We start from the raw sequence: 23202 nt of genomic DNA on the forward strand, positions 1-23202 counted from the left end.
CCCGGCGCATCCTTCAGTTGTCCAGCTCCAGCACCATCCGCACCAGGCCTTCGGCACCGGTCGGGTGCGGGACCGGCTTGAAGCCCAGCGAGGCGGCCAGCTGCTTCATCGGCTCGTTCTCGGCGGCAACGTCGCCGTACAGGCGGTCCAGGTACTTGCCGCGGCCCCACTTCACCAACTTGCGCATCAGCTGCCGGCCGAGGCCCTGGCCTATCAGGAAGCGGCTGATCAGGATCGCGTACTCGGCTTCACGGGTACCGGGGATGATCGAGGCCCGGGCGACCGCGCCGACCACCGCTTCGCCAGCGGGCAGGGATTCGGCAGCGACCAGGGTGATCTCGGTCTTGGGATTCGGGTGGGTCAGGCGCTGGGTGGTTTCCGGCGACAGCTCGGTCACCGCCTGCAGGAAACGATCACGGATTTCTTCCGGCCCGAACAGGCTGAACGCCGCTTGCAGCGGCGCGCCATCTTCCGGGCGGATGGGGCGGATCAGCAGCTCGTGGCCGCTGGGAGCCTTGAAGATCTCATGCCAGGGCGGCATGCGGTTGCGAGTGGCCATACCGGGTGATTCCTTGGTGGTCCATCGATTGTGGCATCACCGGGGCTGCATTCCGTGAACGAAAGGCTCACGGCGGTACAGCCTCGTGAAGGCCGTTATTCGGGGGCTTTGAGCCAATCCAGGCGGGTGCTGGCCCCGGGTTCGCCCAGGTGCTGGCGCAGCGCCGGCAGGGCCGGGCCAACCACCCGGTCGAACTGCCAGGGCGGGTTGAGCAGCAGCATGCCGCTGCCGTTGAGGCGCAGCGGCGAGTCGTCCGGGCGCACCAGGAACTCGATCGTCATCGCCGACTTGACCGGCAGGGCGGTGGCCTTGCGCAGGAAGTGCAGGATGGTGCGGCGCTGCTTGATCGGGAACCAGACGGCACACGTGGCCTGCGGCCAGCGCGCCAGGGTTTCGGCCAGGGCGGCCAGAACGGCCTGGTATTCGGCGTCCTGGGCCTCGTAGGGCGGGTCGATCAGGACCAGGCCACGGCCGATCTTGCTGCCGTTGAACTTCGGCGGCAGCAGCGAACGCAGCAGCGCATAGCCATCGCCCGCCCGCACGTCGACACGGCTGTCATGGGCGAACAGAGCCTTCAGCGTGGCCGTTTCGGCTTCCTGCAGCTCACAGACCGCCATCCGGTCCTGCGCGCGCATCGCCTGCGCGCTCAGCAGCGGCGATCCCGGGTAGTTGGTCAGGGCGCCCACCGGATTATCGGCCTGCACCGCCTTCAGATAGCGCTCGACCACCTCGGGCAGCTTGGGCTGGGCCATCAGCCGCATGATCCCGGATTCAGCCTCGAGGGTCTTGCGGCTCTCTTCGCTGGCCAGCAGGTAGCGGCCGGCGCCGCCGTGGGTGTCGAGCACGAAGAACGGGCTGTCCTTGCGCTTGAAGCTGTCGATCAGGGCCAGCTGCACGATGTGCTTGAGCACATCGGCATGGTTGCCGGCATGGAAGGCGTGGCGATAGTTCATGGGCGGCAGTGTACGGGGCGGCGGCCGCAGCGGCTATGCTGCGCGCCATGACAGCTCCCGTTGCCCATGTCCTGCTGGTCGAGGACGAAGCCGCCATCGCCGAAACCGTGCTCTATGCGCTGCGCAGCGAGGGCTATGCCGCCAGCCACTGCCTGCTGGGCGGCGAGGCCCTGCAACGGCTGCAGGACGGAGATATCGACGTGGTGGTGCTGGACGTGGGCCTGCCGGACCTGGGCGGTTTCGAGGTCTGCCGGCGGCTGCGTGCGCAGGCCGGGCCGGCGGCGCAGCTGCCGGTGATCTTCCTGACCGCGCGCAACGACGAAGTGGACCGCGTGCTCGGCCTGGAACTGGGCGCCGACGACTACATGACCAAGCCGTTCTCGCCGCGCGAACTGGTGGCACGGGTGCGTGCGCGCCTGCGCCGTGCGGCGCCGGTCGTCGCAGCGCCCAGCGCCGATGCGGGCTGGCAGGAGCATGGCGCGTTCGCCATTGACCGCGAGGGCCGGCGCATCCGCTTCCGCGGCCATGCGCTGGACCTGACCCGCTACGAGTACGCACTGCTGGAGGCGCTGCTGCAGCGTCCCGGCGCCATCCTCAGCCGCGCCCAGCTGATGGACCGGGGCTGGGACAGCAGTGCCGACAGTGCCGACCGCACCGTCGATACCCACGTCAAGACGCTGCGCGCCAAGCTGCGTGCGGCCGGTGCCAGCGACGATCCGATCCGTACCCACCGTGGCCTCGGCTACGCGCTGGAGGTCTAGCCGATGCGCCTGGTGCTGAAGCTGTTCCTCGGCTTCTTCCTGATCACCGGCATCGCCGCGTTCTTCGTGATGCGCGTGTTCGTCAACGAGGTGAAGCCCGGTGTGCGCCAGGCGATGGAATCGACCCTGGTCGATGCGGCCAACGTGCTGGCCGAGATGGCCGCCGCCGACGTCAAGGACGGCACCATCCGCAGCGGCAGCTTCACCCGCAACCTGGCCAAGGCGCGGCAGCGCGACCTGAAGGCGATGGTCTGGCGTTTCCCCAAGCGCTCGCTGGATTACCGGGTGACCATCACCGACGCCAAGGGCATCGTCATCTACGATTCGCTGGGCCGTGATCTCGGCCGCGACAACTCGCGCTGGAATGATGTCTACCGCACCCTGCGCGGTGAGTACGGCGCACGTTCCAGCCCCGAGATTCCGGGCGAGGAAGGCGATACGGTGATGCATGTGGCAGCGCCGGTGTACGACCCGGCCGACGGCCGCACGCTGATCGGCGTGCTCAGCCTGGCCCAGCCGAACCGCAGCATCGATCCGTTCATCGCCGCCAGCCAGCGCGCCATCATCGAGCGCGGTGCGTGGCTGATCGGGTTGTCGGCGCTGGTCGGCGTGCTGGTGACGATGTGGCTGACCACCGGCCTCGGCCAGCTCAGCCGCTATGCACGCGCGGTCAGCGCGGGCGAACCGGTGCCACCACCACGGCGCCGTCGCGACGAGATCGGCGATCTCGGCCAGGCGCTGGAAACGATGCGCCGCAAGCTGGAGGGCAAGGCCTACGTCGAGCAGTACGTGCAGTCGCTGACGCACGAGATGAAGAGCCCGCTGGCGGCGATCCGCGGTGCCGCCGAGCTGCTGCAGGAGCCGCTGCCGGAAGCCGATCGCGTGCATTTCGCGCGCAGCATCGTCGACCAGCAGGAGCGGCTGACCGAGACCATCGACAAGCTGCTGGCGCTGGCCGAAGTGGAACAGCACGGCTGGCTGCAGACCCGCGATCCGATCGCGCTGCCGGCATTGCTGGCCGATGCAGCGGCCGCCGCGCAGGTGCGTGCGCAGGCGGCCGGCGTGCAGGTCCGCATCGGCAACGTGCCCGACCTGCGGGTGCAGGGCGACGGCTACCTGCTGCGGCAGGCACTGCACAACCTGATCGACAACGCGATTGCCTTCTCGCCAGCCGGCGCGGAGGTCGCGCTGCAGGCCGAGGTGGACGGGCAGGGCGTGCGCCTGCAGGTGGCCGATCGTGGCGCCGGCATTCCCGACTACGCGCGTGAGCGGGTGTTCGAGCGCTTCTATTCGCTGGCGCGGCCCGGCAGCGGGCGGCGCAGCTCCGGCCTGGGCCTGCCGTTCGTGCAGGAGGTCGCGCGCCTGCATGATGGGCGCGCCAGCGTGGATATCCGCGAGGGCGGCGGCACCGTGGCCAGCCTGCGGCTGCCGTTGAGTGCGCCGGGCCAGCGCCCGCGCCGCTGACTTCACACTCGCTTCAAATTCGCCACAAACCCTGCTCACTGCGGCGGTCCATCCTGCAGCCCTCTCCAACGAGGATGGACCATGAAATCCCTGAAGATGCTGCTGCGGTTCGCCATTGTCGGCGGGCTGATCCTGCTGCTGCTGGTGCCGCTGACGATGATCCGCGGGGTCATCAACGAACGTAGCGCGTACCGCGACGAGGCCTTCTCACGGGTGGCCGACAGCCGCGCCGGTGCACAGCAGCTGGTGGGCCCGGTGCGGGTGGTGCCGTGGGTGGAACGCAAGCAGGTTGAACTGGTCGACCCGCTGGGCGTCAAGAAGACCGAGGTGCAGGTCACCGAGGGGCACTGGCTGCAGATGCCAGCGTCGCTGGAGGTGGGCGGCGAGATGCTGCCGAGCCAGCGTGAGGTCGGCCTGTTCAAGGTGCCGGTATACAGCTGGAACGGCCAGATGAAGGCGACGTTCGCTGCAGACGACTATCCGGTGAAGGCCGGCCGCAGCTACGGCCAGCCGTATGTGGCGGTGGGCATTTCCGATGTGCGTGGTCTGGTCGGTACGCCGAACCTGCGCGTGGATGGCAAGCAGCTGCGCCTGCTGCCGGGGGTTGGTGCGGCCAGCGAGGTGGGGCGAGGCCTGCATGCGCCGGTGGCCGGTTTTGCTGCGGAACAGGGCGGCACGCTGGCTGCCAGCACCGTCGAACTCGAGCTGCGCCTGGATGGCAGCCGCATGCTGTCGGTGGTGCCGGTGGGCGATGACACCAAGATCGCACTGCGTTCGAGCTGGCCGCATCCGTCGTTCAGCGGCGCCTTCCTGCCCAACGAACGTCGCGTCGACGCACAGGGCTTCGATGCGCGCTGGGCGGTGTCTTCGCTGGCCTCCGATGCACAGCGACAGCTGCGCAATGATGGTGCGGTCGAGTCGCAGGCGGTGACGGTGTCGCTGGTTGATCCGGTCGATGCCTACACCCAGGCCGACCGTGCCTCGAAATACGGCGTGCTGTTCGTGCTGCTCACCTTCGTCGGCTTCATCCTGTTCGAGCTGATCAGGTCGCTGCGCATCCATCCGCTGCAGTACCTCATGGTGGGCCTGGCGCTGGCGATCTTCTTCCTGCTGCTGATCAGCCTGTCCGAGCACATCGCGTTCTGGAAGGCCTATCTGGTCTCGGCGGTGGCCTGTATCGGCCTGCAGGCGGTGTACCTGGCCAACGTGCTGGGCCACTGGAAGCGCGGCCTCGGCTTCGCTGCGCTGCTGACCGTGTTGTATGGCGCGCTGTATGGCCTGCTGGTGTCGGAGAACAACGCACTGCTGATGGGTTCGCTGCTGCTGTTCGTGATCCTGGCGCTGGCGATGTGGGTGACCCGCCGGGTGGACTGGTACGCGCTTGGCGCGGAACTGAAGTAAGGAGTACGCCATGGGCTGGCGCCAGGGGTTGCGGCAACGGGCACGGCAGGGGATTCCGGCCCTGCTGGAAGTGGATGCACTGCTGCAGGCACATGGCGTGCTGGCGGCCCTGCCGGGGGCACGGATCGCCCCCGGCCTGGTCCGCTTCCAGCTGGCGGCGGTGACCTGCGAGGGATTGCAGGGCCAGGGACTGGCCTGGCTGCACGGCGCGCGGCAGGGACGCGGCGCGCTGGCTGGCCGGGTGCCGCGCTACCGGCCATGGAAGGCCGGGGCGGAGGCGCTGGCCGAGATCGGCATCGGCGGCCTGCCCGAGGACTGGCCCGCGCATGCGGCGGTGTACGGCTGCAGCAGCATCGACCGGCGGCACTGGTTGCTGCTGCTGCCGGAACGAGCGCAGTTGTGGCTGGGATGGAGTGGGTGATTCGGTTGTTCATCCACGCATGGCCTGGATCTACTGTCGCTGTCCATGACCGATGGGACGGTATCGGCGCGCCCCTGCTGGCTAGACTCGATGGGTTGATGATCGAGCCGAAGGGCAGGGGTGCGATGTGTTGAAGTGGGGCATGCTGGCCGCAGCGCTGGCGATGGGTGGCAATGCAGGCGCGCAGCAGCGCGAGCCGGTGGACCTGGACATGGTCAGCCGCATCCGCCAGGAGGCCTTCCACCGTTCGCAGGTGATGGACACCTTCAGCTACCTCACCGAACGCATCGGCCCGCGACTGACCAACTCGCCGGCGATGGGCCGCGCCAATGCCTGGACCCGCGGCAAGTTCAACGAATGGAAGCTGGACAACGTCCACGACGAAGCCTTCGACGACTTCGGGCGCGGCTGGGAGTTCACCTCGGCCAGCGTGGAGATGCTGGGGGACCGTGTACAGCCGCTGCATGCACTGCCGAAGGCGTGGACGCCGGGCACCGAGGGACCGGTTGAAGGCGAACTGGTGCAGGTCGAGATCAAGAAGCCCGAAGACATCGAGAAGTACCGCGGCAAGCTGCGCGGCAAGATCCTGCTGCTCGGCGAGGCGCGCGAATACAAGCGCGGCACCGAGGCGGATTCGCACCGCCACGACGCCACCTCGCTGGAAGGCCTGCAGGAGTTCACCCTGCCCAAGGACAAGGACGCCACCGCCGAGCGTGCCAAGCGGGTCAAGGAGTACCAGGAACGCCAGCAGCTGGCGACCAAGGTCAATGCGTTCTTCGTTGAAGAAGGCGCGCTGGCCTCGATCAGCATCAGCAGCTGGGACAACGGCATCATCCGCGTTGCCGGCGGCGGCTCGCGCAAGGCCGGTGAGTCGGTGGGCATTCCCGAACTGGCGATGATCAGCGAGCACTTCAATCCGCTGGTGCGCGCGCTGGAGGCCAAGCAGACAGTGCGCCTGCGCGTGGATGTGGCTGCGCGCTTCACCGACGAGGCCGACCAGCCGGGTTACAACACGCTGGCCGAGATCCGTGGCAGCAGCAGGCCCGATGAAGTGGTGATGATCGGCGCGCACCTGGATTCCTGGCACAGCGGTACCGGTGCGGCCGACAACGCGGCCGGCGTGGCGGTGATGATGGAAGCGATGCGCATCCTCAAGGCCACCGGCGCCAAGCCCAAGCGCACCATCCGGGTGGCGCTGTGGAGCGGCGAGGAGCAGGGCCTGATCGGCTCGCAGGCCTATGTGGCCAAGCACTTCGGCCGTTTCCCGGAACCCACCGACCCGGCGCAGAAGGCGCTGCCGGCCTCGCTGCGCGAGCCGACCGGCGCGCTGCAGAAGACCCGCGACTACGGCAAGTTCCAGGTCTACTTCAACATGGACAACGGCTCGGGCCGCTTCCGTGGCATCTATGCACAGGAAAACCTGGCGGCGATGCCGATCTTCGAAGCCTGGCTGGCCCCGTTCCATGACGTGGGCGCCACCACCGTGGCCACCCGCAACACCGGCAGCACCGACCACATCAGCTTCGACCGCATCGGCCTGCCGGGCTTCCAGTTCATCCAGGACCGGCTGGACTACTTCACCAACGTCCACCACAGCCACCTGGACACCTGGGACCACGCCGAACCGGAAGACCTGAAGCAGGCCGCAGCCATCGTCGCCTCGTTCGCCTACAACGCCGCGATGCGCGAGCAGTCCTTCCCCCGCAAGGTAGAACCGTAAAAGGGGACGGAGGGGATTAAGTCGTTTCTCCCCTCCGTTTCCCGGTTACAGGCCCAGCGGCTGGGCAATCGCGACTTAATCCCCTCCGTCCCCTTTTTCCGTAGGGGGCGGTGGGCTGGTAAAATCGGGGGATTCCCGTTCCTCGAGCCGTCCATGACCTGCCGCACCCGCTTCGCCCCCAGCCCCACCGGTTACCTGCACATCGGCGGTGCCCGCACCGCGCTGTACTGCTGGCTGGAGGCCCGCCACCGTGGCGGCGAGTTCGTGCTGCGCATCGAGGACACCGACCGTGAACGCAGCACCCAGGGCGCGATCGACGCGATCCTGGAGGCGATGGAGTGGCTGGGCCTGGACTATGACGAAGGCCCGATCTACCAGACCGACCGCGTCGCCCGTTACCTGGAAGTGGCCGAGCAGCTGGTGGCCGACGGCAAGGCCTACTACGCCTACGAAACCCGCGAAGAGCTGGACGCGATGCGCGAGGCCGCCATGGCCAGGCAGGAGAAGCCGCGCTACAACGGCGCTGCACGCGAACTGGGCCTGCCGCGCAAGGACGACCCGAACCGCGTCATCCGCTTCAAGAACCCGCTGGAAGGCACGGTGGTGTTCGACGACCTGATCAAGGGCCGCATCGAGATCGCCAACAGCGAGCTGGATGACATGGTCATCTTCCGCCCGGACGGCTACCCCACCTACAACTTCGCGGTGGTGGTGGACGACTGGGACATGGGCATCACCGAGGTCATCCGCGGCGATGACCACATCAACAACACCCCGCGCCAGATCAACCTGTACGAAGGCATCGGCGCGCCGGTGCCGAAGTTCGGCCACATGCCGATGATCCTCGACGAGCAGGGCGCCAAGCTGTCCAAGCGCACCGGCGCGGCCGACGTGATGCAGTACAAGGACGCCGGCTACCTGCCGGACGCGCTGCTGAGCTACCTGGCCCGCCTGGGCTGGTCGCACGGTGACCAGGAGCTGTTCAGCCGCCAGGAGCTGATCGACCTGTTCGACGTGAAGGACTGCAATTCCAAGGCCTCGCGTCTGGACATGGCCAAGCTGGGCTGGGTCAACCAGCACTTCCTGAAGACCGAGGACGTGGCCGCGATCGTGCCGCACCTGGTCTACCAGCTGCAGAAGCTGGGCCTGGACGTGGCCGCCGGCCCCGCCCCGGAGGATGTGGTGATCGCCCTGCGTGAACGCGTGCAGACCCTGAAGGAAATGGCCGAGAAGGCCGTGGTCTGGTACCAGCCGCTGACCGAGTACGACGAAGCGGCGGTGGCCAAGCACTTCAAGGCCGGTGCCGAGGTGGCGCTGGGCAAGGCCCGCGAGCTGCTGGTCGCCCTGCCGGAATGGACCGCCGAGTCGGTGGGCGTCGCCCTGCACGACGCGGCCGCGGCGTTGGAAATCGGCATGGGCAAGGTCGCCCAGCCGCTGCGCGTGGCCATCACCGGCACCCAGGTCAGTCCTGACATTTCCCATACCGTGTACCTGGCCGGCCGCGAGCAGGCCTTGAAACGCATTGATGTGGCCATCACCAAGGTAGCAACGGCCTGAGGCATCCTTGCCAGGCCCGAACCGGAGAACACGCATGCCCGCCAAGACCGCCACTGCCTGCACCGCCCCGCACCACCACGTCCACGACGCGTCGGATTTCGTGGCGGTGGTCGAGCGTGTCTCGCGCGAACGCGGGCTGCGCCTGACCCCGATCCGCGCCAACGTGCTGAAGCTGATCGCCGAGGCCGGCAAGCCGGTCAAGGCCTACGAGCTGCTGGAATGGGTGCGCAACGGCAAGGGCGTGGGCGCTGATGCCCCGCCCACCGTTTACCGTGCGCTGGACTTCCTGATGGCCAATGGCTTCGTGCACAAGCTGGAATCGGTCAATGCCTTCGTGGCCTGCCACCATCCCAGCAGTGCCGCGCACTCGGTGCCGTTCCTGATCTGCAACAGCTGCCACAGCGCGGTGGAGCTGGAAGACCGCGAGATCGTCACCCAGTTGGAGAAGCGCGCCAAGGAGCTGGGCTTCCAGCCGCAGGCGCAGACCCTGGAAGTGCACGGCCTCTGCGCGCGCTGCGCGGGCTGAGTCGCGGCGCGTACCCGGACTGAGCTGCACGCTCAGTCCCGGGCGGCGTGCTCTTTCAGACGCTTCAGGACGCTGCGCTGTGCGTCGACCAGCACAGGGTCGTCCACCCGCAACTGCTCGACCCAGGCGAGCGCTGGTACCGGGTCGGCACGGCGCACGAAATACAGTGCCTGCGCCAGGAAATGCACATTGGGCACCCTGGCGTCCCAGATGAGCTTGGCGATACGCAGCATCGACGCCTGCATGCCGGGTGTAACCTCAACGCCGGTCTTCCCCGAAAGCGCGGTATTGAGGCAGTAAAGCGCCTGGCAGGGCAGATCACGCGGTGTGCCCGCACGCGACCAGTCAGCGCGTTCGGCAAAGTCCAGCAGGATGGCAATGGCGGCGGGGCCACCCACATCGGCCAGTGTGCCGAGCGCGAACACTGCCAGCTGGGGGTCACACAGCATATCGCGCAGGCCTTCCACGCCCTGGCGTCCCCAGGCGGTGCAGGCCTTGGCCCAGCCGCCGAACGGTACGACCCGGTTACCATCGCCCAGCAGGCCATCATCCGGCCAACCGTGCAGTATCCGCAGCCGCTCAATTTCCTCGCCACCTTCGGCGCCGTGCTCTTGCACGAAGGCGATTAGATCTTCCGCTTCCAGCGTGTCCTTGGCCGCCCGCCTGGCCAGTGTCGTGAATTTCATCGTCTTCCAGTGATCCTGATCCAGATCCGTAACGGTAGCGGATCAATGGGGTGAAGGCAGTCAGCAGCCTGCACCCTAGTCCATCGGCTTGGACCGCGTATCCACCCGCACGATCACTGACATGCCGGGCCGCAGCTGCGCGGCCAGCTGCTGGCCTTCATTGATCGATATCCGCACCGGCAGCCGCTGCACCACCTTGGTGAAGTTGCCGCTGGCGTTGTCCGGGCGCAGCACGCTGAACTCCGAACCTGTGGCGGGTGCGATCTCCTGCACGCGGCCGCGCAGCACCTGGCCCTGGAACGCGTCCACCGAGAACGTGGCCGGCTGACCGATCGCCATGCCCCAGGTCTGGCCTTCCTTGTAGTTGGCCACCACCCATAGCGTTTCAGGCACCAAGAACAGCAGCTGCGAACCGGCGGCGACGTACTGGCCCACGCGCACGCTGGCTTCGCTGATCTGGCCGTCGCGCGGTGCGTGGATCACCGTGTTGGCCAGGTCGATGCGCGCCAGTTCCAGTTGTGCCTGTGCACTTTCCACCTGGGCCTCCAGGCTCTTGCGCGCCACCTGGGTCGACACCAGCGTTTCCTCGGCGATGCGGATCTGCGCCTGCGACTGCTGCACGCTGGCCTGTGCCGAGGCCTGGGTGGTGCGGAACTTGTCGCGGTCGTTGACCGACACCAGTTGCTGCGCGGCCAGTTCCTCGTAGCGCTTCAGCTCGTTGCGCGAGCGTTGCAGCTCGGCCTGGCCGGCCGACAATGTGGCGTGTGCGGAGGCGATTTGCGCACGGTTCTGCGCCTGCGACTGGTCCGAGTTGGCCAGTGCCGCACGTGCGCTGTCCAGCGTCGCCTGCGCCTGGGCGACACGCTGCGTGTAGATGCGGTCATCGATGCGCAGCAGCGGCTCGCCCTCCCTCACGTGCTGGAAGTCCTTCACCAGCACTTCGGTCACGTAACCGTTCACCTGTGGCGCCATCACCGTGATCTGCCCGCGCACATAGGCGTTGTCGGTCACCATCACGCTGCTGGTGAACGGCCACAGGTGCCAGGCGCGCAGGATCAGCGCAATGCCCAGCAAGGCGACCACCACCATCACCACCACGCTGCGCGCGCTGGGCTTGAGGTACTTCGGCGCGGCAGCCGGTGCCGCCGGCGTGGGCGCAGGCGCCGCATCGGTCGGCGGCGGTGGAGTGACGTTGTCGGCGTCGATGTCGTCGGGGCGGGGCGGGGCGGGAGGCATGGAGGAGGACTCAGCGGGGCGCGGCCGGCGTGGCCGCAGCGGGGGAAGTGGGGTGGCGCTTGCGCCATTGCTTGAGCACGGCGGTGCGCAGCGACAGCAGCAGCAACCAGCCCAGGAAGCCGATCGCCAGCCAACCGCTCAGCGTGAACACATCATTGAAGCCACGCACGTTGGCTTCGCGGCGCGTGGTCTGCGCCAGCTGCGCGCTGCCCTGCGCGCTGCGCAGCACCGGGTCGGTGATCTGTGCGCTGTACAGCTGCTGCTGGAGGCGCAGGCGTTGTGCCACCACCGGGTCGGCCGGGTCGAGCTGGCTGGTCAATGCACTGGAGTACAGCTGCTCGCGGTGCAGCTGGAAGGTACCCAGCACCGCCGAACCGGCCAGGCCGCCCAGCGTCTGTGTGATCGACAGCGTCACCAGGAAGGTGATCATGTGGTCCACACCCTGCTTCAGCGCCGCGGAAATGCCGAGCATGATCAACGGGCCCATGAACATGCCGGCACCGACCGAGGCCAGGAACTGGCTGACATAGAAATCGTGCGGTCGATCCATGCTGGTGCGGTGCTGATCGAAGAAGGCGGCAGCGCCGAGCAGCAGGATCGCCATCAGCAGCTGCGCGATCAGCCGCTTCGGGCCGAAGGTCAGCGAGGCACCCGCGATGCCGGTGACCACGCCCGCGAGGATCACTACGAACAGCGGGCGCATCTGGTCCGGGCCCATGCCCAGCGTGCGCATCAGGTTGACCACGCCATAGGACTGCTCGGTGGTCAGGAAGCGGATCAGGAACGCGCCGACGATGAAGTGCAGCACCGGCAGCTTCGACAGCCAGCGGATCTGCAGCAGTGGATTGCGCCGGTAGTGTTCGATGATGAAGGCAGTGGTGGAGAGCACGATCGAGGCGACCAGCGCCCAGCCCAGCCATGGCGTGTTGAGCCACCAGCGGGTGTAGCCCTGCGCCAGCACGATCACCAGCAGTGCGACGGCCGGTGCAAGCAGGGCGAACGTGAGGAAGTCCAGCGGTTCGAACGCCTTCACCTGGATGCCGGGCGGCAGCTTCAGCACCACCACTGCCGCGAACGCGCACAGTGCCAGCCCGGCTTCGAATGAGTAGAGCTGGTGCCATTGGCCGGTATCGACCAGGCCTGGTGAAACGATCCAGGCGATCGGCACCGCCAGCTGCGAAAGGCCGACGCCGACCACCAGCAGATTGCCGGTAAAGCGGCGCGGCAGCGCCTGCAGCATGTACAGCGTGCCCAGTGTCGAACAGGCCGCACCCGCGAAGCCGCTGGCGGCGCGGGTCAGCATCGTGGTCTCGAAGCTGCCGACGAACAGGTGCAGTACCGCCAGCGCCGCGTACAGGCCCAGCCCGATCTCGGCGAACAGGCGGATGCCGTACTGCTGGCGGAACTTGAAGGCCAGCAGGTTGGCCGTGACGTTGACCATTGCATAGGCCGCCACCAGCCAGCTGCCCTGGGTCGGGGTGAGTGCCAGCTGGCCCTGCAGGAAGGGCAGGTTGGCGGTGACCAGCGCATTGCCGAGGCCACCGGTGATCGCCACCAGCAGCGACACCAGTGCATAGGCCACGCGTCGATACGGTGGGTGCCAGGGCATCGACGCCGAACCGGGCATGGTCGGCTTCTCGTGCTCCTCCCAATCCGGAACCGGCTTCAGATACGGCTGGACCATCAGCGGGCCTCGCTGGTTGCTCCCTGGAGACCCCCGCGCAGCAGCTGCAGGGCACGCCCGGCCAGGTGGGCGCGCTCGTCGCGGGTCTTGCCGCGCAGGGCTGCGCCCAGCATGCCCGAGATCAGTGAAATGTCCGTCTTCTCCAGGTCGGCACGGCACAGTCCGGCGGCCTTGGCACGGGCGATCGGTGCTTCCAGCAGATCGCGCACGGTCTCGCGCGCGGTGCGCATGGCTGGCACGTCCGAATCCACCGCCCGCCAGTAATCGGCCAATGCCGGCGAATCGATGATGCGCTGGGCCATGCCTTCGAACACCTCGAACAGGGCATCGTCGCGGTCGCCGAGCTGCTCGACCTGGCGCCGGATACGGTCGACCGTACGTTGCAGCAGTGCCTGGATCAGCGCGGTGCGGTCGGGGAAGTTGCGGTACAAGGTGGCGCGGCCCACCTGGGCGCGTTCGACCACCAGGTCCAGCGGGGCGGTGACACCGTGTTGGCCGAACACATGATCGGCGGCGTCGAGGATGAGGGCACGGCGGGCAGCAGCATCGGCACGTTGGGCAGTCATGGAATTATTTTCGGACAAAAGTGTCCGATTGGCGAGACTTTGAGTGACGGGATTGTCCGCTTGTTGTGGTACGCACATCTTTGTGACGAATGCGTGATGGATGCTGCACAAAGAGATGGGGGCCAGAAGGCCCCCATCGGATCTGCTTGCATTGGATCCACGCCATGCGTGGGCTGAGGCTGGGGTCAGAACCCATTCCTCTGGAATGGGATCCGACTCCACTACGCGATCAGAAGAACGCGCGGATGCCGAATGCGACACCACGGCCCGGCAGCGGCGAGTAATCACGCAGCAGCGAGGTATGCGGACGCACTTCGCGGTTGGTCAGGTTGCTGCCATCCAGGAACACCTCGTAGCTGTTGCTCGCGTTGCGATCCCAGCGGTAGGCCAGATGCGCGTCGACCAGGGTGTAGCCGTCGCTCGGCGCTTCGTTCTGGGCGACATCCTTCTGGCGGCTGTAGCGGACCGCACCGACCGAGGCGCGCCAGCCGTCCTTCGACCAGCGCAGGTCGGCGCCGACGCGGGCCGGGGCGATGCGCGGCAGGTAGCCGGTGTTGGCCAGCTCCACCGAGTAGTTGTGGTTGTGGTCGCCATGCGGCACGGCGATGTCGAGGTTGCGGCTGCCGCTGCCATCCAGCTTGGCCTTCACGTAGTCGCCGAACAGGCGCAGATCCCAGTCACCGGCGCCACCTTCGAACAGGTGCACCAGCGCTTCGGCTTCGGCACCGCGGAACACCGCATCCTGCTGCGTCCAGGCGCGGACCGGCAGACCCTCGGTAACGCCGGTGTCGGCCAGGTAGATGAAGTCCTTGAACCTGGTCTGGTAGATCGACGCGGAGAAGTCCAGGCGTTCGCTGTGGGTGTGGATACCCAGTTCCACGCGCTGGCCGCGCTCGGTCTTCAGGTTGGCGTCGCCGATTTCCAGCGAGCGGGTGGCGATGTGTGCGCCGGCGGCATACAGCTCTTCGTTGGTCGGTGCACGCTCGGAGCTGTCCACGCCGATGCGCAGGTCAACGGCATCGTTGAGCTTCCAGATGCCGGCCGCAGACAGGTTGGTGGCGCCGAAGGTGCGGCGGCGATAGTCACCGGTCGGGTCCAGCTTGACCTGGTCGTGGCGGCCGCCCAGTTCCAGCTTGAACGGGCCGAACTGCTTTTCCTGCAGTACGAACAGGCCGATGTTCTTCGTGCCGGTATCCGGAACGAACGCCTCTTCGCCCTTGGCACCGAAATCACTGTTGCCGAACTGCAGGCCGAAGGCGCCGTCCCAGCCGCCGATCTGCTGCTGCACCGCTTCCAGGCGCGCCTCGATGCCACGGTTGGTGAAGCGGGTGGACGGCGTGCCGGCTTCCAGCTCCACGTGTTCGTAGTCGGTGTAGGCCACGCGTGCATTGATGTTCTTCAGGAACGAGACCGGGTTGTAGATGCCGGCCTTGGTCTCGAAGCGGTTCTGCACCATGTCGATGCGCACGTCATGCTCGTCGCCGCCTTCCTCTTCATCGCCATGGTCGTGGCCGTGGTCATGGCCATGATCATTGCCATCGGCATGCACGTGCGCACCATTGGGAATGCCGTAGTTGGTGCGATAGGTGCTGGCGGATACGCCGAAGTAGCCGCCGTCGCCCAGCCACGTTGCGCCGACGCCGCCGGCGCGGGTACGGATCGAACTGTTGTCCAGGCGGCCGCGGCGCGGTTCCTCGCCCTCGGCTGCATCGTGATCATGGTCGTGATCGTGGTCATGGTGGTCTTCAAGACTGTCGATCACCGCGTAGCCGGGAATGCGGTAGTCGTCGCCATTGCGCACCAGACCATCCACGTGCAGCACGACATTGCCGCTGACACCATCGAGGCGGAACATGCCGCTGCGTTCGTTGTTCACCGAATTGCCGCGCAGCTCGGCGCGGCCGCTGAGCGGGCGCTCCGGCAGCTCGCGGGCGATGCGGCCATCCACCACATTGACCGCGCCACCGATGGCGCCACTGCCGAACAGCAGCGTGGCCGGGCCCTTCAGCACTTCGATCTGGTCGGCCAGGAACGGCTCGATGCTGGTGGCATGGTCGGCACTGACCGTGGACGCATCCATGTTGCCCATGCCGTTGGACAGCACGGCCACGCGCGGGCCTTCCTGGCCGCGGATGATCGGGCGGCCGACGCCAGGGCCGAAGAACGTGCTCTGCACGCCCGGCAGCTTTGCCACGGTATCGCCGAGGGTGCCGGCCTTCTGCTCGTCCAGGCGTTCGCCGGCCAGTACCTCCACCGGGCGCGCCAGCGATTCGGCATCGCCCTGCAGTGGCGACGCGGTGACCTGCACCGACGACAGTTCAGTCAGGTGGCGGTCACGATGAGCGCTGTCATCGCCGGCGGCAAAGGCAACCGAAGGCAGCAGGGCGGCGAGGGCCAGAGCGAGGGAATGCGGCTTCAACCGCGGGGTGTGGGCGGGCATGGAGCGGGTCCTTTGTTACAGTGTATCAATCGCTGGGCGCACGTTTCCCGTCAGCGGGACAGGGGGAGGGAAACCGTGCGGGTCGGGAACAGATGTTATATTATTCCATAACGATTCGCCGACCCTGCTGGAAGTCATGTCCCTGTCCTCACGCCTGCGCCACCTGCTAGACCGTTTCGGCGCCACCGGTTCGATGCTGTGCGCGGTGCACTGCGCGGTGATCCCCGTGCTGCTGGCCGCGGCGCCGTCGCTGGGCCTGTCGTTCTGGCTGAGCGATGGGGTGGAACAGGCGCTGGTGGTGTTCGTCACCCTGCTCGGATTGTTCAGCCTGGTCTGGGGCTACCGCCGGCACGGTGCGCTGCGTGCGCTGGGCTTCCTGATTCCCGGCCTGGTCGCGTTGTGGGCCGGCGTGCTGTACGACCCGCTGCATCACAATGCGGTGCCACACGCGGTGGTGATGACCATCGGCGGCCTGCTGGTGGGGGTCGCCCATCTGGTCAACCTGCGCCTCAACCACGGTCACGTGCACGACGCCAGCTGCGCGCACTAGGCGCTCCGTGATAGGATTTTCGATCGTGCGCGGGGGCGCCCAGCAAGGCGGCCCCGCCGAACCCGTGTCAGTACGGGGTAACCAGATTTCACACTTGAGGAGTTGAAGACATGGGTAAGGGTGACCGCAAGACCGCCAAGGGCAAGCGCTACAACGCCAGCTACGGCAACGCCCGTTCGCACACCGCGAGCAAGGTCGCCGTAGGCGCCGCCGCCCCGGTTGCCAAGAAGACCGTGGCCAAGGCTCCGGCGAAGAAGGCTGTGGCGAAGAAGGCCGTCGCCAAGGCCTGATCCGGCCGACCGACCGGTCCAAGGAAAACGCGGCGCCTGGCGCCGCGTTTTTTTATGCCTGTCCGGCGAGCCGAGCATGGTCTCGGCCCTGCAAACGGATCAGCGCAGCGTCTTCTTCAGCGTCTCCGCATTGCCGTCGTTCGGCGCGGCCGGCACCTGCAGCAGGTGGGCCAGCAGCGGGTAGACGTCGACATTGTCGAAGCCGTCGATCACCAGGCCCTGGCGGAACGACGGGCCGCTGGCCACGAACACCGCACGCATCGACGGCAGGGCATTGTCGTAACCGTGCGAGCCCCGGTCCTGGTGGACGCGCTTGGCGAGCTTCTGCTGGTGCAGCGCGTCCCAGCCTTCATCCATGTTGCAGATGATGGCCGGAATGCGCGGATGGGTGCCGTAGTGCCAGCGTGCCGGCAGGTTCTCCTTCTTCCAGCACTCATAGTGCGCGTGGCGGCCGAGCAGGGCACGTTCGGCCTCCGCCTCACGACCGGCCACCGGCGCGAAGCCCACCGACTGGCCCTGGCTGACATTGCGTGCGATGGCCGGGTCGACCATTGATTCGGTGGAGATCACCTGGCCGACCGGGACGCTGGCCATGCCATGGTCGGAGACCACGATCACGTTGGTGGTCGCGGCCAGGCCGCGCTGCTGCAGTCCATCGAGCACCAGGCCGACGATCTGGTCGGCGCGCACGATGGCGTCGGCGTACTGCTTCGATTCGGGGCCGTAGTTGTGGCCGGCCTTGTCCACGTGCTCCATGTACAGCGTGGTCAGGCGGGGGGCATCGGCATCGGTCTGTGCAAGCCAGTCCAGCACGATGCCGGCGCGCTGCTCCAGTGGTTCCTTGCCGTCGTACACGCGCCATTGGCTTGGGCGCACACCACGGATTTCCGATTCACTGCCCGGCCACGAGGTGGTGGCCGAACGCACCCCGGCGTTCTCGGCGCCGACCCAGATCGGTTCGCCGCCCCACCAGCCGCTGGTGGTGACCGCCTCACGGTTGCTCAGCTCGAACCGCCCTAGGGCTTCATCGTCCATGCTGTTGTTGACGATGCCGTGGTGGTCCGGGCGCAGGCCGGTGACGATGGTGTAGTGGTTGGGGAAGGTCAGCGACGGATAGGACGGGGTCATCCAGCGTGCACGCACACCGCCGTCGATCAGGCGCTGCAGGTTCGGGGTCAGGCCGCGGTCCAGCGCATCGGCGCGCAGTCCGTCGATCGAGATCAGCAGCAGCTTCGGCGGCGCAGCCGCAGCGACAGCGGTGGGAGCGGAGGCGGAAGGGGCGGGCGCGGTGGTGCAGGCGGCCAATGGCAGCAGCAGCGCCAGCGCGCAGGTCAGGCGTACGGAAGTCATCCGCCCATGATAAGCCGGTGCAATGACGCGCCCAAGACACGCTGCCCCGAAGGGCGCAGCGTGTCCGCGCATTTTTCCTTATCCCCGCGCCTGTCGGCGCGCCCCCTTCAACAAGAAGGGGGCTTTTCTCCAGACATGTTCCTGATGCTTCCATCCATGCATGGCGTGGATCTACCGTGTCGACCAAGGTCGACACCTACCAGCAGCCGCGTAGTGCGCCGTCCCGACAGATCGCAGGAACCTGTCGAAGGCGGGGTGGGTCCGGTTGCAGGGGCGTGAGCGCCATGGATGGCGCGACCGAGCTTACAGGGACGTACTTGCAGCGTCCCCTGCAACCGGACCCACCCCGCCTCCGCGCAGGAAGCCCGCTGTTGCTGTTGCTCTAGCCTCTGCGGGTGCCGGGCGCAGCCCGGCCAGCCCTCTCAGGCGAACAGCGGGGCCTGGCGTTGTTCCAGTCGCAGCAGCGCGGCCTTGGTTTCCAGGCCACCGCCGAAGCCGGTCAGTGCCCCGTTGCTGCCGATCACGCGATGGCAGGGCAGGATGATCGGCAGTGGATTGCGGCCATTGGCCGCGCCCACCGCGCGGGTCGCGCTGGGCTGCCCCAGGTGCTGGGCCAGCTGCAGGTAACTCCAGGTCTCGCCGAACGGAATCAACGCCAGCGCTTGCCACACCCGCAGCTGGAACGGCGTGCCGCGTGGCGCCAGCTCCAGGTCGAAGCTGCAGCGTTCACCGTGCAGGAACTGCAGCAGCTGTTCGCGCGCTTCGGGCAGTGCATCCGGCGCGTAGTGCCAGTCGTCGCGCCCGCGCGCCGGGTGGCGGTTCTTCGTGAACAGCACATGGGACAGGCCACGCTCGTCACCGGCGATGGTCAGCACGCCGATCGGGCTGTCGAAACGATCGAACAACAGGGTCATGTCGGTTCTCCAACGAAAGTGCCGGACAGGTGCCACAGGTGCAGCACGGCATAGGCGCGCCACGGCCGCCAGGGTTGCGAGCGCGCTTCGGTCGCGCGTTCGCTCAGGCGCTGGCCCTGTGCGTGGCCGAGGACCTGCTGCAGCACCAGGTCGCCGGCAGGGAAGGCATCGGGCTGGCCGAGGCCACGCAAGGCGATGTACTGCGCGGTCCACGGACCGATGCCGGGCAGTGCCACGCAGCGCGCAACGAATTCCTCCAATGCCTGACCGGGCTCGAAGTCGAGCTGGCCGCTGGCGCAGGCGGCGGCCAGTGCGCGTACGGTGGCGGCGCGGCTGCGCGGCAGGCCGATCGATTCCAGCGGCGCCCCAGCCAGCACCTCGGGGGCGGGGAACTGGCGATCGAATTCCGACGGCATGCCCGGCAGGTGCGCGCCATAAGCATCGACCAGTCGCCGCGCAAAGGTCGTGGCTGCGGCAACTGTGACCTGCTGGCCGAGTACGGCGCGCACGCCGACCTCGAAGCCGTCCCAGCCGCCGGGTACGCGCAGGCCGGGGCGCTCGGCGATGCCACGCGCCAGCAAGGGTTCCTCATCCAGTGCGGCGTGGACCTGCTGCAGGTCGGCATCCAGATCGAACACGCGACGCACGCGGCGAACGATGTCGGGGATCAGGCGCGGATCGACCGCGCCCAGCTGCAGGCGCAGTTCCGGGCGCTTCGGGTCGGCGGTGACGCGCAGCAGGGTGGGGCGCTCCGGCGTGCCGAGCACGCGCTGGTAGCTGTCTTCGCCGATCAGCTCGATGCCGGGCAGGCTGCGCTTGCGCAGGAAGGCCAGCATGCGCGGGAAATCCAGCGGTGGCCGGTATGCCAGACGCAGTACCAGGCAGCCATCGTCGGCGGCCAGCGGCTGGTGCTGGCGACGCAGTGCGGTCGGCGCCATGCCGCAGCCCTGCAGGAAGGCCGTGTTGAAACGACGCAGGCTGTTGTAGCCGGCGGCCAGTGCGACGTCGGTCACCGGCAGCGTGGTCTCGGTCAGCAGCTGCTTGGCCAGCAGCAGCCGATGGGTGGCGTGGATCTGCCCTGGCGTTGCGCCCAGATGTTCAACGAACAGGCGCTGCAGCTGGCGCGCGCTGAGGCCGATCTTCACTGCGAGGTCCGCGACGGGCTGCTCCTGCAGGAAGCCGCCATGGATCAGGGCCAGTGCGCGCTGCACGGTCTGCCCGGCCAATGCCTGCTGCGCCTGCGGTGCCAGCTCGGGGCGGCAGCGCAGGCACGGGCGGTAACCGGCTGCCGCAGCCGCGGCCGCGGTCGGGTAGTAAGTGATGTTGCGCGGCTTCGGTGGCGGTGCCGGGCACACGGGGCGGCAATAGATGCCGGTGCTGCGCACGGCGGTGAAGAACACGCCGTCGAAGCGTGCGTCGCGGGCCAGGCGGGCGCGGTCGCAGGCGGCGGTGTCGAGGGCGAGGGCGGTGTCCATGGCGCCAGTCTAGGCGTGTGCGGGCGGGGATACTCGCCGGATTCGGACATGGATGTTGGAGGGGGTTCTGGCAGGGCTTGCAGCCCTGCACCCGCAACGTCAACGTCTCAATCAAAAGCTGGCAGTCCGTGGGATGGCGGGGCGGTGTGGGCTGTCAGGACACGCCGTAAACCCGTCCATGGGGGCTCGATGGCGCCATCCATGGCGCCAACGGTCCTGTCAGCCCACACCGCCCCACCTCTGACAGTTGGTCGCTGCAGTTGGTGGGTGCCGACCGTTGGTCCGCACGCTTTTGCTGTTGGTAGGTGTCGACCTTGGTCGACACGCTTTTTCCCAAGGGTCAGAAGGGGTTCAGTGCCACGCGCTGAATGCGCGGCCTGGGCGGGTAGACTGTGGCTCTTGCTCCCATGAATCCCGGTTGCCCGATGTCCGCCAAATTCCGCTGGTTGCCCCTGTTGTGCCTGGCCCTGGCGGGCTGCAGTCAGTTGGAGAATCCGGGCAATGTGACCGCTGCCGACAAGGCGGCGCGTGCGCCGGCCAGTGATGGCGAGAACATGGTGTCGATCAATGCGGCTGACGCGCCGCCACCGCCGGCGCCGCCGCGCAGCCGGGCGGATCGGCCTTGGCCGCAGGCGCAGTTGGAGAATGGCCGCGCCTGGGTCAGCTGCAGTACCGAGTACGCCGGTGAGGCGGGCGATGGCGTCGAGCTGGAGGGCCTGCAGCGCGAGCAGATTGCCCAGGCCCTGGCGCCGTGTGTCGAGCGTGGCCTGATGCGTGTGCGTTACGCCGGCAAGATCAATCCGGGCTTCGCCGAAATGATGTGGCGACTTGCCGTGGTCGCCGATGAACAGAAGATCCACAAGCGCATCCTCGATCTGGACTCCAGCGGCGGCCAGGTGGAATCGGCGATCGTCGCCGGTGACAGCATCGGTGAATCGGGCTGGACCATCTGGGTGCGCGAGGGCTCGATCTGCCACAGCGCCTGCGTGTTCGTGCTGGCCGCCGGTGACAACCGGCTGCTGTCGGGCAAGGTCGGCATCCACCGCATGATGCGCATCAGTTCCAAGGCCACCTCGCGCGCCGAGCTCAACCGCGAGCTGCACGAGGTCTACGACAACGTGAAGGACTACCTGCAGCGCAACGGCGTGGCGGTGGGCGTGGCCGACCTGATGATGACCGTGCCCAACCGCAGCCTGCGCCTGCTGACGCCGGACGAACTGCGCCAGTACGGCCTGGACGGCACCAACGCGGTGCAGGACGATCTGGAACGGATCAAGCAGATGCGCGCCTGCGGCGATGACTTCGTGCAGCGCAAGGATGCGTTCCTGATCGCTTTCGACCAGCAGTGCAAGCACGAAGGCGCCGACATGGAATCGATCAACAGCTGCGGCCAGGCACTGAAGCAGCGCTTCGGCTTCCCCGATGCGGTGTGCCCGGAAGAAAGCCCGCTGTCGGAGATCGATGTGGCAACGCTGCCGCCTGCGCCTTCGGAGCCGCCGCCGGTGGCCGAACAGGCGCCAGCAGACACCGGCACGCCTGCCGCGCAGGCCGATGCCGCAGCGGTGGAAGGCAGCGCCCACGCACGCTGACGAACAGCTCACCGCGCTGGCGTAGACTGCGGTTCTTTCCCGAGAACCGGCGGTGTCCATGAAGCGCGTGCTCCTGCTGCTGTCCCTGCTGCCCCTGACCGCATTGGCGCAGGCACCCGCGCCGGCCACGCCTGCACCGGCACCCGCGCGCCCCGCACCGGCATCGCCGGCGGCTGCGAAACCGGCCACGGCCGGCGCTCCGGCGTTGACTGCCGCGCAGCAGGCGCAGGTGCAGAAGCAGGATGCGGAAATGGGCGCGGCCGCAGTGAAGGCGGCGCAGCTGGTCGATGCCAACCGCGCAGGCGAGTTGTGGGATGGCGCTTCGGCCGTCGCGCGCCGTGCAGTACCGAAGGCCGCCTTCGTCAGTCAGTTGACTGCCGAGCGCACGCGCCTGGGCGCGCTGGCCGGGCGTGGCCAGCCGACCATCACCCGGGTCAAGTACAGCGCCGGTGCCGCGGTGCCGGAGGGGCTGTACATCAACGTCAGCTTCCCGACCCGTTTCGCCAACAGCGCGCAGCCGGTACGCGAGCTCGTCTCGTTCCGTTTCGACGAGGACCAGGTGTGGCGCCTGGCCGGTTACAGCCTGCGTGCGTCGGCACCCTGAGGAGATGATCGATGGCAACTGAACTGACGATGCTGGCCTGGTCGGTGCTGCTGGGCTTTGTCTACATCTTCGCTACCTCCACCGTGGTCACCCGCGAGCGTGGGATGAAGTGGAATGCCTCGGCGCGTGATGGCGAAGCCGGGCCACTCAGCCCGCTGGCCGGGCGCCTGCAGCGTGCGCAGGCCAACTTCCTGGAGACGTTCCCGTTCTTCGCTGCCGCCGCCATCGCAGTGGTCGTGGCCGGGCGCGGCAACGACACCACGGCGCTGGCGGCGCAGGCCTACTTCTGGGCGCGCGTGGTCTACCTGCCGCTGTATGCCGCGGGCGTGCCCTACGTGCGCAGCCTGGTCTGGGCAGTGTCGCTGCTGTCGATCCTGGCGCTGGTGTTCGCGTTGTTGTGATCCCGGCCTGATCCAGATCAAGGCCGGTCAGGTGCGCGGCGCTATGCTGGCGCGG

Annotated in this window: 22 protein-coding genes; 12 read left to right on the plus strand and 10 right to left on the minus strand. The window is 67.6% G+C overall.

Annotation, left to right across the window (positions count from 1 at the left end):
• Positions 1–13: 13 nt before the first annotated feature.
• Complete coding sequence (locus ACSYS9_RS06305; RefSeq protein ID WP_004150340.1) at positions 14–559, minus strand: GNAT family N-acetyltransferase; 546 nt, start codon at positions 557–559, stop codon at positions 14–16.
• A 95-nt stretch (positions 560–654) separates the two neighbouring features.
• Positions 655–1512 (minus strand): 23S rRNA (adenine(2030)-N(6))-methyltransferase RlmJ, encoded by an 858-nt coding sequence (locus ACSYS9_RS06310; RefSeq protein WP_024958156.1) that lies wholly within the window; start codon positions 1510–1512, stop codon positions 655–657.
• 35 nt (positions 1513–1547) lie between these two features.
• Between ACSYS9_RS06310 and creB the strand changes: the two genes are divergently transcribed.
• From creB to ACSYS9_RS06345, 7 genes are all read left to right on the plus strand, one after another.
• Positions 1548–2273 (plus strand): two-component system response regulator CreB, encoded by a 726-nt coding sequence (gene creB / locus ACSYS9_RS06315; protein WP_081352305.1) that lies wholly within the window; start codon positions 1548–1550, stop codon positions 2271–2273.
• A gap of 3 nt (positions 2274–2276) precedes the next feature.
• Positions 2277–3737, plus strand: coding sequence for a two-component system sensor histidine kinase CreC (creC, locus tag ACSYS9_RS06320; protein WP_071228477.1), 1461 nt, complete (start codon positions 2277–2279; stop codon positions 3735–3737).
• Between the two features lie 81 nt (positions 3738–3818).
• Positions 3819–5138 carry a cell envelope integrity protein CreD gene (creD, locus tag ACSYS9_RS06325; protein ID WP_032130265.1) on the plus strand — a complete coding sequence of 440 codons (1320 nt, stop codon included), beginning with the start codon at positions 3819–3821 and terminating at the stop codon, positions 5136–5138.
• A gap of 10 nt (positions 5139–5148) precedes the next feature.
• On the plus strand, positions 5149–5559 hold the full coding sequence (locus tag ACSYS9_RS06330) for a hypothetical protein (RefSeq protein ID WP_071228476.1): 411 nt from the start codon (positions 5149–5151) through the stop codon (positions 5557–5559).
• A gap of 142 nt (positions 5560–5701) precedes the next feature.
• Entirely contained in the window at positions 5702–7279 is a 1578-nt protein-coding gene (locus tag ACSYS9_RS06335; protein WP_071228475.1) for a M20/M25/M40 family metallo-hydrolase, read from the plus strand.
• A 153-nt stretch (positions 7280–7432) separates the two neighbouring features.
• Complete coding sequence (gltX, locus tag ACSYS9_RS06340; protein WP_071228474.1) at positions 7433–8836, plus strand: glutamate--tRNA ligase; 1404 nt, start codon at positions 7433–7435, stop codon at positions 8834–8836.
• Positions 8837–8870: 34 nt separating this feature from the next.
• Positions 8871–9362, plus strand: coding sequence for a Fur family transcriptional regulator (locus tag ACSYS9_RS06345; RefSeq protein ID WP_004150412.1), 492 nt, complete (start codon positions 8871–8873; stop codon positions 9360–9362).
• 32 nt (positions 9363–9394) lie between these two features.
• Here the strand turns inward: ACSYS9_RS06345 and ACSYS9_RS06350 are convergent, their stop codons facing one another.
• The 5 genes from ACSYS9_RS06350 to ACSYS9_RS06370 all read right to left on the minus strand — a co-directional run bounded on the left by ACSYS9_RS06350 (position 9395) and on the right by ACSYS9_RS06370 (position 15974).
• Complete coding sequence (locus ACSYS9_RS06350) at positions 9395–10048, minus strand: hypothetical protein (RefSeq protein ID WP_071228473.1); 654 nt, start codon at positions 10046–10048, stop codon at positions 9395–9397.
• 75 nt (positions 10049–10123) lie between these two features.
• Entirely contained in the window at positions 10124–11284 is a 1161-nt protein-coding gene (locus tag ACSYS9_RS06355) for an HlyD family secretion protein (RefSeq protein WP_071228472.1), read from the minus strand.
• Between the two features lie 10 nt (positions 11285–11294).
• Positions 11295–12968: an MFS transporter gene (locus ACSYS9_RS06360; RefSeq protein WP_071228471.1), complete on the minus strand. Its 1674-nt coding sequence runs from the start codon at positions 12966–12968 to the stop codon at positions 11295–11297.
• Positions 12968–13534 carry a TetR/AcrR family transcriptional regulator gene (locus tag ACSYS9_RS06365; RefSeq protein ID WP_010483118.1) on the minus strand — a complete coding sequence of 189 codons (567 nt, stop codon included), beginning with the start codon at positions 13532–13534 and terminating at the stop codon, positions 12968–12970. Before ACSYS9_RS06365 ends, ACSYS9_RS06360 begins: the two co-directional genes overlap by 1 nt.
• 229 nt (positions 13535–13763) lie before the next feature.
• Positions 13764–15974, minus strand: a complete 2211-nt coding sequence (locus tag ACSYS9_RS06370; protein WP_071228470.1) for a TonB-dependent receptor — start codon at positions 15972–15974, stop codon at positions 13764–13766.
• Between the two features lie 136 nt (positions 15975–16110).
• Between ACSYS9_RS06370 and ACSYS9_RS06375 the strand changes: the two genes are divergently transcribed.
• Positions 16111–16524 carry a MerC domain-containing protein gene (locus ACSYS9_RS06375; protein WP_008264835.1) on the plus strand — a complete coding sequence of 138 codons (414 nt, stop codon included), beginning with the start codon at positions 16111–16113 and terminating at the stop codon, positions 16522–16524.
• A 110-nt stretch (positions 16525–16634) separates the two neighbouring features.
• Entirely contained in the window at positions 16635–16814 is a 180-nt protein-coding gene (locus ACSYS9_RS06380) for a 30S ribosomal protein THX (RefSeq protein WP_004150462.1), read from the plus strand.
• 99 nt (positions 16815–16913) lie between these two features.
• Here ACSYS9_RS06380 and ACSYS9_RS06385 read toward each other — a convergent pair whose 3' ends face one another.
• The 3 genes from ACSYS9_RS06385 to ACSYS9_RS06395 all read right to left on the minus strand — a co-directional run bounded on the left by ACSYS9_RS06385 (position 16914) and on the right by ACSYS9_RS06395 (position 20553).
• The gene (locus ACSYS9_RS06385) at positions 16914–18164 is read right to left on the minus strand and encodes an alkaline phosphatase family protein (RefSeq protein ID WP_071228469.1); all 1251 of its coding nucleotides are present in this window, start codon (positions 18162–18164) and stop codon (positions 16914–16916) included.
• Positions 18165–18586: 422 nt separating this feature from the next.
• Complete coding sequence (locus ACSYS9_RS06390; protein WP_071228468.1) at positions 18587–19078, minus strand: methylated-DNA--[protein]-cysteine S-methyltransferase; 492 nt, start codon at positions 19076–19078, stop codon at positions 18587–18589.
• The gene (locus tag ACSYS9_RS06395; protein ID WP_071228467.1) at positions 19075–20553 is read right to left on the minus strand and encodes a DNA-3-methyladenine glycosylase 2 family protein; all 1479 of its coding nucleotides are present in this window, start codon (positions 20551–20553) and stop codon (positions 19075–19077) included. Before ACSYS9_RS06395 ends, ACSYS9_RS06390 begins: the two co-directional genes overlap by 4 nt.
• Before the next feature lie 425 nt (positions 20554–20978).
• On the opposite strand from ACSYS9_RS06395, the gene ACSYS9_RS06400 reads away from it, so the two are divergent.
• Genes ACSYS9_RS06400 through ACSYS9_RS06410 form a run of 3 tightly spaced genes read left to right on the plus strand, consistent with a single transcriptional unit; the run spans position 20979 to position 23147 of the window.
• Positions 20979–22142, plus strand: coding sequence for a hypothetical protein (locus tag ACSYS9_RS06400; protein ID WP_071228466.1), 1164 nt, complete (start codon positions 20979–20981; stop codon positions 22140–22142).
• A gap of 58 nt (positions 22143–22200) precedes the next feature.
• Entirely contained in the window at positions 22201–22746 is a 546-nt protein-coding gene (locus ACSYS9_RS06405; protein ID WP_032128358.1) for a DUF4019 domain-containing protein, read from the plus strand.
• Positions 22747–22757: 11 nt separating this feature from the next.
• Positions 22758–23147, plus strand: a complete 390-nt coding sequence (locus tag ACSYS9_RS06410) for an MAPEG family protein (protein ID WP_071228465.1) — start codon at positions 22758–22760, stop codon at positions 23145–23147.
• Positions 23148–23202: the final 55 nt, after the last annotated feature.

The organism is Stenotrophomonas sp. STK17_22, from assembly GCF_051983905.1.
Classification (GTDB): domain Bacteria; phylum Pseudomonadota; class Gammaproteobacteria; order Xanthomonadales; family Xanthomonadaceae; genus Stenotrophomonas; species Stenotrophomonas maltophilia_A.

Bases quoted from the DNA above. Each gene is read 5' to 3' on its own strand.
- ACSYS9_RS06400 (WP_071228466.1), top strand. From the start codon at position 20,979: ATGTCCGCCAAATTCCGCTGGTTGCCCCTGTTGTGCCTGGCCCTGGCG.
- ACSYS9_RS06365 (WP_010483118.1), bottom strand. From the start codon at position 13,534: ATGACTGCCCAACGTGCCGATGCTGCTGCCCGCCGTGCCCTCATCCTC.
- creB (WP_081352305.1), top strand. From the start codon at position 1,548: ATGCTGCGCGCCATGACAGCTCCCGTTGCCCATGTCCTGCTGGTCGAG.
- ACSYS9_RS06385 (WP_071228469.1), bottom strand. From the start codon at position 18,164: ATGACTTCCGTACGCCTGACCTGCGCGCTGGCGCTGCTGCTGCCATTG.
- ACSYS9_RS06360 (WP_071228471.1), bottom strand. From the start codon at position 12,968: ATGGTCCAGCCGTATCTGAAGCCGGTTCCGGATTGGGAGGAGCACGAG.
- ACSYS9_RS06345 (WP_004150412.1), top strand. From the start codon at position 8,871: ATGCCCGCCAAGACCGCCACTGCCTGCACCGCCCCGCACCACCACGTC.
- ACSYS9_RS06405 (WP_032128358.1), top strand. From the start codon at position 22,201: ATGAAGCGCGTGCTCCTGCTGCTGTCCCTGCTGCCCCTGACCGCATTG.
- creD (WP_032130265.1), top strand. From the start codon at position 3,819: ATGAAATCCCTGAAGATGCTGCTGCGGTTCGCCATTGTCGGCGGGCTG.
- ACSYS9_RS06370 (WP_071228470.1), bottom strand. From the start codon at position 15,974: ATGCCCGCCCACACCCCGCGGTTGAAGCCGCATTCCCTCGCTCTGGCC.
- ACSYS9_RS06380 (WP_004150462.1), top strand. From the start codon at position 16,635: ATGGGTAAGGGTGACCGCAAGACCGCCAAGGGCAAGCGCTACAACGCC.
- ACSYS9_RS06395 (WP_071228467.1), bottom strand. From the start codon at position 20,553: ATGGACACCGCCCTCGCCCTCGACACCGCCGCCTGCGACCGCGCCCGC.
- ACSYS9_RS06335 (WP_071228475.1), top strand. From the start codon at position 5,702: ATGCTGGCCGCAGCGCTGGCGATGGGTGGCAATGCAGGCGCGCAGCAG.
- ACSYS9_RS06310 (WP_024958156.1), bottom strand. From the start codon at position 1,512: ATGAACTATCGCCACGCCTTCCATGCCGGCAACCATGCCGATGTGCTC.
- ACSYS9_RS06355 (WP_071228472.1), bottom strand. From the start codon at position 11,284: ATGCCTCCCGCCCCGCCCCGCCCCGACGACATCGACGCCGACAACGTC.
- gltX (WP_071228474.1), top strand. From the start codon at position 7,433: ATGACCTGCCGCACCCGCTTCGCCCCCAGCCCCACCGGTTACCTGCAC.
- ACSYS9_RS06305 (WP_004150340.1), bottom strand. From the start codon at position 559: ATGGCCACTCGCAACCGCATGCCGCCCTGGCATGAGATCTTCAAGGCT.
- ACSYS9_RS06330 (WP_071228476.1), top strand. From the start codon at position 5,149: ATGGGCTGGCGCCAGGGGTTGCGGCAACGGGCACGGCAGGGGATTCCG.
- ACSYS9_RS06375 (WP_008264835.1), top strand. From the start codon at position 16,111: ATGTCCCTGTCCTCACGCCTGCGCCACCTGCTAGACCGTTTCGGCGCC.
- ACSYS9_RS06350 (WP_071228473.1), bottom strand. From the start codon at position 10,048: ATGAAATTCACGACACTGGCCAGGCGGGCGGCCAAGGACACGCTGGAA.
- ACSYS9_RS06390 (WP_071228468.1), bottom strand. From the start codon at position 19,078: ATGACCCTGTTGTTCGATCGTTTCGACAGCCCGATCGGCGTGCTGACC.
- creC (WP_071228477.1), top strand. From the start codon at position 2,277: ATGCGCCTGGTGCTGAAGCTGTTCCTCGGCTTCTTCCTGATCACCGGC.
- ACSYS9_RS06410 (WP_071228465.1), top strand. From the start codon at position 22,758: ATGGCAACTGAACTGACGATGCTGGCCTGGTCGGTGCTGCTGGGCTTT.